Below are 12,271 nucleotides of genomic sequence, written 5' to 3' on the forward strand. Positions count from 1 at the left end.
GGAGCGTCGACCGTCGTCAGCTCGCGGCGGAGACGGTCACACCCGCGAGGTTGATGCGCGAGTTGATCGAGTCCTCCGGGAAGCCGCTGACGATCGGGCTCACCGCCGTGATCGTCTGACCGTTGTAGAGCCAGTCCGCCGCGTGGTCCTCGGAGACGATCCGCGCCGCCTCGGCGAGGAGCTTCGCGGAGGCATCCGGGTCGACCTCGGCCAGCGCCTGCGCGTAGAGGTCCTGCACCTCGGCGTTGTCGTAGCCGAAGTAGTAGTCCGGGTTGGCGAAGTTGCCGAAGTCCCGGGGCTCGACGTGCAGGACGAAGCTGAGGTCGTAGTCCTTGTTGGTGTACACGTCCTCGAGCCAGGTCGGGAACTCCACGGAATCGACCTCGAGGTTCACGCCGACCTTGTCGAAGTCCGAGATGAGGACCTTGGGGACGGTGGTGCCGTAGAACGACGGGATGGTCAGGGTGAGGTCGAGGTCCTCCTGGCCGGCCTCGGCGAGCAGCTCCTTGGCCCGCTCAGGGTCGTAGGAGATGACGTCGGAGAGGTCCTCATAGCCGGGGTCGAGCTCGGGGATGGGGCCGTACAACGGCGTGCCGGCGCCGACGGCCTCGATGAGCGCGTCGTGGTCGATGGCCAGGCGCAGCGCCTCGCGGACCCGGACGTCGTCCAGCGGAGCCTTCTTGTTGTTGAAGGCGAGCGTGGCCTTGTCGGTCGTGCGGCCCGTCGTGAGGGTGAAGTCACCCGAGTCCTCGAGCTGCGGAGCGAGGTTCGGGTCGACGGCGGTGAGGACGTCCACGTCACCGGCGAGAGCGGCGTTCACTCCGGCCGTGAAGTCGGGGATGTACTGGAACTCGACCTCGGCGACGCCCGCCGGCTCGCCCCAGTAGTCGTCGTTGCGGGCGAAGGTGATCGTGCTGCCCTTGTTCCAGCGCGTGAGGGTGAACGGTCCGGTGCCGTTCTCCGCGGTCTTCAGGTCGGTGGTGTCGCCCTTCTTGAAGACGAGGCCGGCCGGGCCGGTGAGGGCGAAGAGGAAGTTCTGGTTCGGCTCGGACAGCACGATCTCGACGGTCGTGTCGTCCGGAGCGGAGATCGAGGAGACGGACGCGAACTCCGCGTTGCCCTGCACCGTCGCGTCGGTGCGGACGGTCTCGTAGGAGGAGACGACGTCGGCCGCCGTCAGGGGCGAGCCGTCGTGGAAGGTGATCCCGTCGTTGAGGGTGAAGGTGTACGTGAGGCCGTCGTCCGACACCTCGTACTCCGAGGCGAGCCGCTCGACGATCTCGTTCTCCTGGGTGCGGCTGACCAGTCCCTCGTAGATGTTGTCGATGAGGATCTGCTCCAGCGCGGCACCGCTGGTGTGCCGGATGTCGAGGTTGGTGGGCTCGAGCACGAGACCGACATGCAGGGTGGCGTCGGGGTCGGGCTCGCCACCCGTGGACGGGGCAGGCTCGGCAGAGCCGGAGCAGGCGCTGAGGATCACGGCGGTGGCCGCGAGCGCGGAGATCAGCGCGAGGCGTCGATAACGTCGGAACATGGGTGTTTCCTCTCGGTGCGGCAGGTGCTGTGTGCCGGTGGGACGAGCCTAGGGTCGGGCGGGATGCGGCGCGGCGGCCGTGGAACGGAACGTCATATTCCGGCCGCGGCCGCGGAGCCGACGAGGGCGGCGAGGTCGCGAGGCGCCGTCTCCTGCACGTTGTGCGTGGCGTCCATCGCGACGACGCGCGCTTCGGGGAGGCGGCGCTGGAACTCCTCGGCGTCGGCAGCGCTCACGAAGCCGCGCTCGGCGCGGACGAGCGTGACGGGCGCGGTGACCGCCGCCAGGTCGTCCCAGCCGTTCTCGTGCAGGACGGACGGGTCAGCCGAGGTGCCGGGGTCGTGGGCGGCGAGTGCGGTGGCGGCGAGGTGGGCGAAGTGGTGCTTCCATTCGACCCGGCCGTCCGGACGGACGCGGGTGTTGAGGAAGACACCGCGCTCGGTCTCGGGGCGGGTGCCGCCGAACCCCAGGGACATCGCCTTGTCGACGAGCTCGTCTCGGGTCGCGAAATCCGTCGGCCCGGCGTAGAACTGCCGAAGCGCCGCAGGGCCGGCGGTGACGTCGATCCCCGGCGTGATGTCGACGACGATCAGCGCGGCCACGAGGTCCGGCCGGGCCGCGGCGACGGCGGCCCCCGTGAGACCGCCGAGCGACTGTCCCACCAGGATCTGCGGCGAGGAGGTCCAGGCGTCCAGCGCGGCGATGACGTCGGCGGCGAGGGTGCGGGGGGAGTAGTCCGCATCGTCGCGCCAGGAGGAGTCGCCGTGGCCGGCGAGGTCGATCGCCAGGAGCGGCTGCCCCAGGGCCAGCGCCGTCGTGTCCCATGTGTGGGCGTTCAGGCCGGCGCCGTGCAGCAGGGTGATGCGTGGCGGCGCGGACCCGAAGCGCAGCCCGCTCACGACGCGACCCTCAGGGAGGGGGAGCGTCAGGCGCTCCACGGTCGGAAGGGGAACGCCGAGCGCGTCGGCCTGCGCGGGAAGATAGGAGAACTCGCTGGTGTCGATCGGCACGCGGCTATTCTGCGCCCCGTTTCGACCCCACGGGAAATGCCGGAGCAAAGTGAGAAGAAATAGGGCGTCCAGACAGGGCGATATGCAAGGTAATCGCGTAGTCAGGTTGGCAGAGTGCATTTCCGAGTGGCCGGTCCTGCACCGTCTCCTGCGCCCGTCGCCGAATATCATGGAGGTATGACCGAACAGCGCGTGCACCTGTCCAAGACGGAGCCTGCGGCCTATCAGGCCCTCGACGCCTTCTCGAAGACGGTCGGCACGATCTGTGCCGAGAACGGCATCGACGATCGGCTGAAGGAGATCGTCATGATCCACTGCTCGCAGCTGAACGGGTGCAGCTACTGCACGCGGATCCATGTGGACCGTGCGGTCGCCGCCGGGCTGGACGTCGACACGATCAGCCAGATCGCCGTCTGGCGGGAGAGCGGTGTGTTCAGCGACCGGGAGCGTGCCGCCCTCGAGCTGGCGGAAGCTTTCACCTTCATCGCGGAGGACGGCATCTCGGACGACGTGTACGACCTGGTGGGGAGTGTGTTCACGGAGAAGGAGTACGCCGCGTTGAGCTGGGCATGCGTGTCGATCAACGCCTTCAACCGCATCGTCATTGCGGGGCGGTACCCGGTGCCCCCGCGCAGCCCCCAGGCGGGCGCGTGACGATCCTCGACGTCGACGGCGTGGCCAACGTCCGGGACGTCGGCGGCATCCCTGCGGAGGGCGGACGCATCCGCAGCGGCGTACTGCTGCGCTCCGGTCAGCTCTCCACCGCGACGACGAACGGCGCCGCGCTCCTGAGGTCGGCGGTGCGCCGCATCGTCGACCTCCGCGACGGCGAGGAGGTCGCCGCGGAGCCGAGCGAGATCGAGGGGCCGGAGACGACCCATCTGCCCCTGTTCCTCGGATCCGTGCGCTCCTTCTTCGAATCCGACACGAGTCTCGACGACCTGTACCTGCATCTGCTGGAGGAGAGCGGCGATCGCCTGGTCGCCGCCGTCCGCGTGATCGCGGCCGGGGAGCCGACGCTGGTGCACTGCACCGTGGGCAAGGACAGGACCGGGGTGACGGTCGCCCTGGCCCTCTCGGCGGTCGGCGCTGATCGGGAAGCCGTCATCGACGACTACGCCCTCACCGAGTCGCAGCTGCCCGCCGAACGGTCGCGGCGGATCGCCGCCTATCTGCGGAGTCAGCATCCGGAGGCGGTCCATGCGGTGGATCTTGCCACCCGCTCGCCGGCCGAGGTGATGCGTCGCCTGCTGGCCCAGGTCGACGAGCGGTGGGGGTCGGCCGCCGGCTACCTGCGCGCGAACGGCATGACCGAGGAAGAGCTCGCCGCCCTGCGTGATGCCCTCGTCGAGCCGGTGTCGGAGGACACCACCCGCGAAGGTTAGGCAAGCCTTCGCTTGGTGTACGATGGGATCACCATGGACACCACGCTCGACACCCGAGGCACGCGCGCGGCTCGCCGCGCGGCGCGCCGTCGCGCACACCACCTGGTGACCGCCGATGAGCACTCGCTGCTCGACCTCGAGGCATTCCTCGCGACCCTCCCGCTGTGCGCGTCCGGTCGCATCTTCATCGAGGTTCCTGATGTCTCCGACATCGGCGTCATCCACGCGCCCGGTCGCATGACCGTCACCTGGCTCGCGCGCTCCGCGCGCTCGGGAGCCCCGGGAAGCGGCCGTGGCTGCGCGCCCGGTGAGGCTCTGGCCCGAGCCACCTGCGCATGGGCGGACGAGATGCTGGTGGACGACGAGGTCGAGACCCACGTCACGCTGCTCGGCGGCTACCTCGGTACCGCTGACATCGTCGAGCACCTCACGGACCGCCTCCGCGTCGCCGTGAACCGGATCCGCGTGCCGGAGCGCTTCGGACTGCTTCGCGTCGAGGGCTGAGTCAGCGCGGGCGGCGCACGTAGTTGCCGTCTTCCAGCCCCGCTTCGATCTCGAAGCGGTTCCGCAGCGGGTCGCGTCCCGCGAACAGATAGAGCACCGGCATCAGGAAGCCGTAGCGCAGCCACTGCTGCTTGTGCACGGCCTCGTGGCGCAGCACCGCGTCGGTGGGCCGCGCGTCGCCGGTGAGGAAGCACCCGCCCACGCAGACGCCGCCGCGGTGGAAGGCCCATCGGGGCATGCCCCGGAACACCCAGAGCCCGCCGCGCCGTTCGATCGGGCCGGTGCTCCACAGCGTGCCCCAGATCCAGCCGACGGCCGTTCCCCAGAGGTAGCCCAGCCGGCTGATCGGCGAGCGCAGCAGGAAAGACGGGATGCGGCGGTCCGCACGGCGTCCGCGGGCGAGGCGCTCCGCCGCGACCGCCTCCCAGTCGGGTGCCGGGCTCACGCGACGGCTCCGACCAGGCGCAGGATCGCTCCGAGGTCATCGACGGCGTCGGCCGGAGTGCGGGGCGCGAAGCCCGCGATGGTCGCCCCGGCGAGGGGGACGCGGCTCCGGAGCTCCCGGATCGCCGTGCTCAGGGACGCGGGAGTCACGCCGAACGGTACGGCGGCGGAGACTCCGGTGAACGACGCCGGGTCGAGGACGTCGACGTCGATGTGCACCCACACCCGCTGCGCGCCCGTGGCCTGCACGGCGTCCGCGAGCGCCCCCGGGTCGTCGAGGTCTGCCACGCCGACGTTCCGGAGACGGTCCAGCTCGTCTGCTTCGGCGTCGTCCACGTTGCGGACCCCCACGGTGACGACACGGTCACGGGGAAGACCGGGGGAGAGGGCGAGCTGCGGTTCTCCCTCTCCGAGGACCGCGCGCAGGGCCATGCCGGAGAACGCTCCGGACGGCGACGTCTCCGGAGTGTGCAGATCGGCGTGCGCATCGCACCAGACCACGGCGAGGTCGTCGGTGCCGCCGGGGAGCGTGTCGAGGGCGGCGACGGTGATGCTGCAGTCGCCGCCGATCAGCACGGTGCCTGCTTCGAGATGTCCGGCGACCAGCTCGCGCGTGCGTGCGAGGGCGCTGAGCCGCCGGACACCCGTGCCCAGCGCCTCACCGGCTTCGACTGGAACGTCGAGGATGGTCGTCGCCGCACGCGGCAGATCGCCGGCGATCGCCGACGCGCCGTCGACGAGGAGCATCGCGCGCGCGGCGGGCGAACCCTGCCACTGCGGCACGACCAGGAAACGCACCATGGGGGACCTCCCGGAGACGGAACCGCGGATGCCCGGGCGTGCACCCGGGCATCCGCGTCGGTGTCAGTTGCCTTCGAGCGCCTGACGCGGCGCGCTGCCGCCGGCCTTCAGCTCGGCGAGGCGCGCCTCGACCTCGGTCAGCTCGCCGAGATCCTCGAGGCTCTCGAACTGCGCGTCGAGGCTCGAGGCGGCCAGCTCCGCCTTGCCCTGGGCAAGAGCCTCCTGGCGGCGGACCTTGTCCTCGAACCGGCCGAGCTCGCTGGTGGGGTCGAGCACGTTGATGGAGCTGACCGCGTCCTGCACCTTGGTCTGTGCCTCGGCGACCTTGGCGCGGGCGAGCAGCTCGCTGCGCTTGTTCTTCAGCTCGTTGAGCTTGTCCTTCATGCCGTTCAGGCCGCTCTTGAGCTTGTCGACGATCTCGGTCTGGGCGGCGATCTGCGGCTCGGCGCTCGTCGCCTCCCGCTCGGCGCTGATCTGGCGCTGCAGGGCGATCTTCGCGAGGTTGTCGAACTTGTCGGCGTCGGCGGTGTTGCCCGCGCCGCGCATCTCGTCGGCCTTGCGGCTGGCGGCGAGGGCCTTGTTGCCCCATTCGTTGGCCGCCTGCACGTCTTCCTCGTGGTCGCGCTCCAGCAGCCGCAGGTTGCCGATGGTCTCCGCGATGGCGGACTCGGCGTCGGCGATGCTGTTGGTGTAGTCGCGGACGAGCTGGTCGAGCATCTTCTGCGGGTCCTCCGCAGAGTCCAGGAGGGCGTTGATGTTCGCGCGGACGAGGGTGGAGATCCGTCCGAAGATGGACTGCTTGGTCATGCGTGGTTCCTTTCAGAGGGGCGTCTTCGAGAGCTTGGCGTATGTGTCTGTGCGGGGGATCAGAAGCGTCGACCTCCGGAGCGTCCGCGTCCGCCGCCCCCGCGGGATCCGCCTCCGCCGAAGCCGGAGCTGCGGAAGCCGCCCGAGGAGCGCCAGCCGCTGCTGCGCCGGGACGAGCCGCCGCCCCCGCCGCCGGCGAGGAGTCCGCCGATGATCCCGCCGAGGATGTCGCCACCGATGCCGGAGCCGCCGGAGCGGGACCCGGAGCCGCCGAAGACTCCGCCCCAGCCGTCGTCCGGATAGCCGCCGGGGGTGTACGCGCGCAGATCGGCCTGCGCGGCGGACGTGGCCTGGCGTGCGAGATCGAGGGCGCGCTGGGCCTCGGCGAGGGCCTTCTCGACATCCGACGTGCGCAGGGTGAGGGCCTGGGTCAACGCGGCGTCGGCAGCGGCGAGGCGCGTGCGGGCGGTGGAGCCCACGGTGCCGCGGCGCGTCTCGATGAACTCCCGGGCGGCCCGGACCTCGGAGGCCGCCTGGGCGAGGGTCTGCTCCAGGAGCTGCTGGGCCCGTCGAGCGCGCTCCACGGCTTCGTGTCCGTGCGCGATCGCACCGTCGATCTGCGCGTTCGCCGCCGTGAGGGCGTCGAGGGCCCGCTGCGGGTTGCGAGGCGTCGCGACGAGATCGGCCTGTGCCCTCTGCAACTGTGCGGTCACCGTCTGGGTGGCACTCGCCAGGGCACCGGTCGGGTCGGGCAGTTGCGCTGCCGCAGCGACATCGCCCTGGAGCTCGGCGACGAGCGCCTGCGCCTGCGCCTCGATGCCGGTCAGCTCGGTGCCGAGCGCGGTGATCGCCTGGATCAGCTGCGCCGCCTGCGCCACCGCCTGCTCGGCCGTGCGGATCGCGAACGCCGCTTCACCGGTGCGCCCGTTCGCGAGGGCCTGGGCCGCGGCGTCGATCGCCCGATCGGCCAAGGCTGCGCGCTCCTGGGCCTGAGCCGGGTTGTCCGTCACGGTGATCAGGGCGGCCTGGTCGTAGGTCGCGACGAGAGCGGCGAGGGCGGGAGCAGCCGAGGCGAGGAGCGGCGTCAGATCGGCGCGCTCTCGCCGCACCCGCTCCAGCTCCTGCGGCGCGTTCTGCTCCAGCCGGCGCAGCTCGTCGAAGGCCTCGGTGTTGTCGTCGAGGATCTCGTCGATCTCGTCGGCCAGCCGGATGATGCGGATGTGCCACGCACGGCGGTCGTGGACGGAATCCTCGATCTCGTCATCGAGCTTCTGCCGCAGATCGAACGCCTCGGCGATCTTCGCCTTCGCCTCGTCGACGGCGCGGGAGAACTCCGCGGTCGCGCCCTCGCCGTACTGCGCCACGGCGAATCCCAGCTCCTCCCGGCTGGAGGTGATGGCGTCGTCCGCACGCACGAGCGCGACGCCGGCCTGCTGCTCGACCTGGGCATCGGTGAGCGTGGAGAACGGGTCGGCGGGGTCGGGTGTCTCCGGCATGGCGCCCCGCTCGCGGATGGCCGCGGTACGGCGTGCGCGCCGGACCAGAGCGACGATGAGCCAGATGAGGAGGGCGGCCGCGACCACCCCGACGACGATCAGCGTGACGCGGAGCGCTCCGGCGCCGCCGTCCCCCTGGATCTCGTCGGCGGCCAGCGTGATCGCGCCGACCCAGTCGCCGTCGCCGGCGAGCGGGGCGATCGCGTCTTCGATGGCGGCGAGCTGCCCGTCGCTCAACGGCCCGGAGGAGTCCGCGGAGATGTAGAGGCTGCGGCCGTCCACGGCGATCGCGAGCAGGTACTGATCGGGGCCGAGCCGGTTGTCGTTCGCGACCTGATCGGCCCATTCGACGCTGTCGTTCGGGTCGGTGAAGTCGTCGACGAGGACGACGAAGAGATCGGCGGAGGAGTTGTCGGTGAGCTCCTGCAGGCGGGACTCGACCTGTTCTTCCTCGGTGGGGGAGAGGACGCCGGCCTGGTCGGTGACATACCCGGAGTCGAGCGTGAGCGGATCGGTCGCGGACGCCGCCGAGGCGGACAGCGCACCCGTCGCGACCGCGAGGGCCAGAGCACCCAGCGTCAGCCACCGTTTCGTCATCGTGTTCCCTCCGACCGGCAGCCGAGCCCCATGTGTCGAGTCTATGCACTGGGTCCGACACGCGACAGCACTCGCGCGCGTCTCGGCGTTCGCCCTCAGCGGAGACACATACGCTGGAAGGCATGGACGACAGGTACGGATCCGACGTGCTGGCAGCGGGCTGGCGCGAGCGCGGCGTGAAGCCGGTGCCGCAGGTGCCCGCCGAGGTCGACCTCGTGGTCGAGGTCGCGGCGGACGGATTCTGCGGCGCCGTGACGAAGGTGCAGGGTGGCACCGTCGAGCTCGAGGACCGGCTGGGACGGCGACGGCTGTTCCCCCTTGGCGGCGGCTTCCTCATCGACGGAGCACCGGTGCGCCTCACCGTGCCGGCGGCATCCGCGCAGGGACCCCGCCGCACCGCCTCCGGCTCCTTCGCCGTGGCGGATCAGCGGGCGCGGACGGCGCTGCCCAGCCGCATCCTCGTCGAAGGGCGGCACGACGCCGAGCTCGTGGAGAAGGTGTGGGGGGCCGACCTGCGCGTCGAAGGCGTCGTCGTCGAGTACCTCCAGGGCGTGGACCTGCTGGACGACCTCCTCGCCGCGGAGCCGCCGAGCGCGCGCCGGCGATACGGCGTCCTCGTGGACCACCTCGTGCCGGGGTCGAAGGAGTCGCGTATCGCCGAGGCGGTCGCTCGCGGACCGCACGGTCGCCATGTCCGCATCGTCGGACACCCGTTCGTCGATGTCTGGCAGTGCGTCACCCCTCGAGCCCTCGGCATCGCCGCGTGGCCCGAGATCCCGCGCGGGGTCGACTGGAAGACCGGGATCTGCCGCGCCTTCGGCTGGCCGCACGAGACGCAGGCCGACACCGCCAGGGCCTGGCAGCACATCCTGTCGAAGGTCACGACCTACCGCGATCTCGAGCCCGCACTCCTCGGCCGGGTGGAAGAGCTGATCGACTTCGTCACCGCGCCCGCCGGCTGACCGCGTCCGGCGGCCGGTGTCCCGGCGACTACCCTGGATCCATGCCCGAACCGCGTACCTTCCGCGATGAGCCGGTGTCCTTCGTGCGTCGGAGCGGCCGGATGTCCGAGGCGCAGGAGCGCGCCTTCACCGATCTCGCCCCGCACTATCTGCTGGATGTGCCGCGCGCGGTGGCGTGGACGTCCGTGCATTCCGAGGCACGGCTCGACGTCGCCGCCGAGTACGGCCGCCAGGCGGATCTCTTCGTCGAGATCGGCTCCGGGCAGGGGCACGCCATCGTCGCTGCCGCGTCGAGCCGTCCGCACGACGACTTCCTCGCCGTGGAGGTCTTCCGCGCGGGGGTGGCCCGAACCATGCTCGATGCCGACCGGGCGGGCGCGCGGAACCTCCGCGTCGTGGAGGCCAACGCGCCGGAGGTGCTGTCCTCCTACCTCCCGGAAGCGGCGGCGGCCGAGGTGTGGATCTTCTTCCCCGACCCGTGGCACAAGAAGCGTCACACGAAACGGCGTCTGGTCCGGCCCGGATTCGGGGACACCGCTGCCAGGGCGCTGCGCGACGGCGGCCTGCTCCGGCTCGCGACCGACTGGGAGGACTATGCGCTCCAGATGCGGGAGGTGCTCGACGCCGAGCCCCTGTTCGAGCGGGCCTTCGAGGGCGACTGGGCCGAGCGGTTCGACGGTCGGGTCATGACCGCGTTCGAGCGGAAGGGTCTCGCGAAGGGGCGCGACATCCGCGACCTCGTGTACCGCCGACGGGATCGTGCATGACGCAGGCCCCTCCGAGCGCGCCCGTGGGGGTGCGCCTCGTTCCCGCGGCGCTGGTGTGCGCGGCCGCCCCGGCCTTCTTCGTGGTGGCGCTGCCCTGGCTCGGCTGGCTGCTGCTGGCGCTGGGCGTCGGCGCCGCTGTGCTCGTGGAGCGCCGCGAGGGGCCGCTCCCCGGGGCGGACGGATCGCGGCGGCCCTCGCTCAGCCGTGACCTCTCGCTGATCGCGCTCGGCATGCTCATCGTGAGCGTCATCCCGCTCGCGGCGGAGCTCGACAACCTGGCCATGCTCCGCTTCACCCTCGCGCTCGGCGGCGCGGTGCTGGTGCCGTATCTGGTCTCGCGGTTCGTCTTCCGCGACCGGGCGATCCGGTTCCCCTGGCGGACCGGGCAGCGCTGGGGACTGCTCCACTGGGGCTGGCTCGTCGCCGTTCTCGTGCTCGGCTGGCTGATCCTGCCCTTCTACTTCATCACCAGCGGCGTCTATCAGAACTGGCCCGTGGTAGACACGCCCGATCTCATCGCGCGGCTGTTCGTCGGCGTCGGGGCGGTCGGCATCTGGGACGAGCTGTTCTTCATCTGCACCGTCTTCGCGCTGCTACGACGTCATTTCCCTGATGCGCTCGCGAACGTGCTGCAGGCCGTCGTGTTCGTCTCCTTCCTCTGGGAGCTCGGCTACCGCGAATGGGGCCCGCTGCTGACCATCCCGTTCGCGCTCCTGCAGGGATTCATCTTCCTCCGGACGCACTCGCTCGCCTACGTCGTCACGGTGCACCTCCTCTTCGACGCGGTGGTCTTCGCCGTCCTCGTCCACGCCCACAACCCGGAGCTCCTGCCGATCTTCCTCGTCTGACGGGGTGACTTCGCGGTCGTCAGCGGCCACACTCGATGCATGGCCGAGTGGGTGCTGCACGTCGACATGGATCAGTTCGTCGCCGCGGTCGAGGTGCGGCGCCGTCCCGAGCTGGCCGGACACCCGGTCATCGTCGGGGGCCGCGGTGACCCGTCCGAGCGGGCCGTCGTCTCGACGGCGTCGTACGAGGCGCGCGCCTTCGGCATCGGGTCGGGCATGCCGCTGAAGATCGCGGCGCGCAAGGCACCGGAGGACGCGGTGTTCCTGCCGGTGGATCACGCGGAGTACGAGCGGGCCTCCGAGGAGGTGATGACGGCGTTGCGGACGCTGCCCGACGTGGTGCTGGAGGTGATCGGGTGGGACGAGTGCTTCCTCGGCGTCGTGACCGATGACCCGGAGGGCGTCGCGCGGGCCGCCCAGCGCGCGGTCGAGGAGGCGACGGGTCTGCAGTGCTCGGTCGGCATCGGAGACAACAAGGTGCGGGCGAAGATCGCGACGGAGTTCGGCAAGCCGCGAGGCGTGTTCCGGCTGACCGCCGACAACTGGTTCGCGGTGATGGGCGACCGGCCGACCCGTGATCTCTGGGGCGTGGGGCCGAAGGTGCAGAAGCGGCTCGCGGCACACGGCATCGCCACCGTGCGCGAACTCGCGGCGGCGGACGAGGAGACCCTCGTCGCGGAGTTCGGTCCCAAGATGGGGCGGTGGTATCTCGGGCTGGGCTCCGGGCTGGGGCCGCGGATCGTCGACGACACTCCGTGGGTGGCACGGAGCCACAGCCGGGAGACCACGTATCAGCAGAATCTCACGACGCGGGAGGCCGTGCAGGAGGCGCTGCGCGAGCTCGCAGGACACGCCTTCGACGACTGCGCCGCCGAGGGGCGCCCGGTCATGCGGGTGCATCTCAAGGTGCGGTACGCCCCGTTCGAGACGAGGACCGTCGGCCGGAAGCTCCCGGCTCCCACGGCGGATCGAGAGGACGTGGTCGCGATGGCGCTCGCGCTCGGTGAGACCCTCGACGCCGACCGCGAAGTGCGCCTGCTCGGGGTGCGGGCCGAGATGACGATGCCCGACGAGCCGGACGGTATCGAGCGCACGCCTGTGCGCGGACGCATGTGA

Annotated in this window: 13 protein-coding genes; 7 read left to right on the forward strand and 6 right to left on the reverse strand. The window is 71.0% G+C overall.

Annotated elements, in window-relative coordinates; all coding sequences use genetic code 11:
* Window positions 1–16: 16 nt before the first annotated feature.
* Window positions 17–1,534: an ABC transporter substrate-binding protein gene (locus tag BK819_RS05865; protein ID WP_071328319.1), complete on the reverse strand. Its 1,518-nt coding sequence runs from the start codon at window positions 1,532–1,534 to the stop codon at window positions 17–19.
* 92 nt (window positions 1,535–1,626) lie between these two features.
* Window positions 1,627–2,544, reverse strand: a complete 918-nt coding sequence (locus BK819_RS05870; RefSeq protein ID WP_071328320.1) for an alpha/beta fold hydrolase — start codon at window positions 2,542–2,544, stop codon at window positions 1,627–1,629.
* A gap of 177 nt (window positions 2,545–2,721) precedes the next feature.
* Between BK819_RS05870 and BK819_RS05875 the strand changes: the two genes are divergently transcribed.
* The 3 genes from BK819_RS05875 to BK819_RS05885 are packed head-to-tail and all read left to right on the forward strand — an operon-like array spanning window position 2,722 to window position 4,433.
* Window positions 2,722–3,198, forward strand: coding sequence for a carboxymuconolactone decarboxylase family protein (locus tag BK819_RS05875; RefSeq protein ID WP_071328321.1), 477 nt, complete (start codon window positions 2,722–2,724; stop codon window positions 3,196–3,198).
* On the forward strand, window positions 3,195–3,929 hold the full coding sequence (locus tag BK819_RS05880; RefSeq protein WP_071328322.1) for a tyrosine-protein phosphatase: 735 nt from the start codon (window positions 3,195–3,197) through the stop codon (window positions 3,927–3,929). The genes BK819_RS05875 and BK819_RS05880 overlap by 4 nt, the downstream gene beginning before the upstream one ends.
* Before the next feature lie 33 nt (window positions 3,930–3,962).
* A complete protein-coding gene (locus tag BK819_RS05885; RefSeq protein WP_071328323.1) occupies window positions 3,963–4,433 on the forward strand; it encodes an SIP domain-containing protein in 471 nt (156 codons plus the stop codon).
* Window position 4,434: 1 nt separating this feature from the next.
* On the opposite strand, the gene BK819_RS05890 is transcribed toward BK819_RS05885, so the two are convergent.
* The 4 genes from BK819_RS05890 to BK819_RS05905 all read right to left on the reverse strand — a co-directional run bounded on the left by BK819_RS05890 (window position 4,435) and on the right by BK819_RS05905 (window position 8,578).
* Window positions 4,435–4,878 carry a Fe-S oxidoreductase gene (locus BK819_RS05890; RefSeq protein ID WP_071328324.1) on the reverse strand — a complete coding sequence of 148 codons (444 nt, stop codon included), beginning with the start codon at window positions 4,876–4,878 and terminating at the stop codon, window positions 4,435–4,437.
* The gene (locus BK819_RS05895) at window positions 4,875–5,678 is read right to left on the reverse strand and encodes an arginase family protein (protein ID WP_071328325.1); all 804 of its coding nucleotides are present in this window, start codon (window positions 5,676–5,678) and stop codon (window positions 4,875–4,877) included. The genes BK819_RS05890 and BK819_RS05895 overlap by 4 nt, the downstream gene beginning before the upstream one ends.
* A gap of 63 nt (window positions 5,679–5,741) precedes the next feature.
* Window positions 5,742–6,485, reverse strand: a complete 744-nt coding sequence (locus tag BK819_RS05900; RefSeq protein ID WP_071328326.1) for a PspA/IM30 family protein — start codon at window positions 6,483–6,485, stop codon at window positions 5,742–5,744.
* A gap of 59 nt (window positions 6,486–6,544) precedes the next feature.
* The gene (locus BK819_RS05905; RefSeq protein ID WP_071328327.1) at window positions 6,545–8,578 is read right to left on the reverse strand and encodes a TPM domain-containing protein; all 2,034 of its coding nucleotides are present in this window, start codon (window positions 8,576–8,578) and stop codon (window positions 6,545–6,547) included.
* 122 nt (window positions 8,579–8,700) lie between these two features.
* Here BK819_RS05905 and BK819_RS05910 point away from each other — a divergent pair, with 122 nt between their 5' ends.
* The 4 genes from BK819_RS05910 to BK819_RS05925 are packed head-to-tail and all read left to right on the forward strand — an operon-like array spanning window position 8,701 to window position 12,271.
* Window positions 8,701–9,540 carry a DUF3097 domain-containing protein gene (locus tag BK819_RS05910; RefSeq protein ID WP_071328328.1) on the forward strand — a complete coding sequence of 280 codons (840 nt, stop codon included), beginning with the start codon at window positions 8,701–8,703 and terminating at the stop codon, window positions 9,538–9,540.
* Window positions 9,541–9,581: 41 nt separating this feature from the next.
* Window positions 9,582–10,307, forward strand: a complete 726-nt coding sequence (trmB, locus tag BK819_RS05915; protein WP_071328329.1) for a tRNA (guanosine(46)-N7)-methyltransferase TrmB — start codon at window positions 9,582–9,584, stop codon at window positions 10,305–10,307.
* Window positions 10,304–11,155, forward strand: coding sequence for a CPBP family intramembrane glutamic endopeptidase (locus tag BK819_RS05920; RefSeq protein WP_071328330.1), 852 nt, complete (start codon window positions 10,304–10,306; stop codon window positions 11,153–11,155). Before trmB ends, BK819_RS05920 begins: the two co-directional genes overlap by 4 nt.
* 39 nt (window positions 11,156–11,194) lie before the next feature.
* Window positions 11,195–12,271 (forward strand): DNA polymerase IV, encoded by a 1,077-nt coding sequence (locus BK819_RS05925; RefSeq protein ID WP_071328331.1) that lies wholly within the window; start codon window positions 11,195–11,197, stop codon window positions 12,269–12,271.

It is taken from the genome of Microbacterium sp. LCT-H2 (assembly GCF_001866135.1).
Taxonomy (GTDB): Bacteria; Actinomycetota; Actinomycetes; order Actinomycetales; family Microbacteriaceae; genus Microbacterium.

Bases quoted from the DNA above. Each gene is read 5' to 3' on its own strand.
- BK819_RS05865 (WP_071328319.1), bottom strand. From the start codon at position 1,534: ATGTTCCGACGTTATCGACGCCTCGCGCTGATCTCCGCGCTCGCGGCC.
- BK819_RS05875 (WP_071328321.1), top strand. From the start codon at position 2,722: ATGACCGAACAGCGCGTGCACCTGTCCAAGACGGAGCCTGCGGCCTAT.
- BK819_RS05885 (WP_071328323.1), top strand. From the start codon at position 3,963: ATGGACACCACGCTCGACACCCGAGGCACGCGCGCGGCTCGCCGCGCG.
- BK819_RS05895 (WP_071328325.1), bottom strand. From the start codon at position 5,678: ATGGTGCGTTTCCTGGTCGTGCCGCAGTGGCAGGGTTCGCCCGCCGCG.
- BK819_RS05900 (WP_071328326.1), bottom strand. From the start codon at position 6,485: ATGACCAAGCAGTCCATCTTCGGACGGATCTCCACCCTCGTCCGCGCG.
- BK819_RS05905 (WP_071328327.1), bottom strand. From the start codon at position 8,578: ATGACGAAACGGTGGCTGACGCTGGGTGCTCTGGCCCTCGCGGTCGCG.
- BK819_RS05910 (WP_071328328.1), top strand. From the start codon at position 8,701: ATGGACGACAGGTACGGATCCGACGTGCTGGCAGCGGGCTGGCGCGAG.
- trmB (WP_071328329.1), top strand. From the start codon at position 9,582: ATGCCCGAACCGCGTACCTTCCGCGATGAGCCGGTGTCCTTCGTGCGT.
- BK819_RS05920 (WP_071328330.1), top strand. From the start codon at position 10,304: ATGACGCAGGCCCCTCCGAGCGCGCCCGTGGGGGTGCGCCTCGTTCCC.
- BK819_RS05925 (WP_071328331.1), top strand. From the start codon at position 11,195: ATGGCCGAGTGGGTGCTGCACGTCGACATGGATCAGTTCGTCGCCGCG.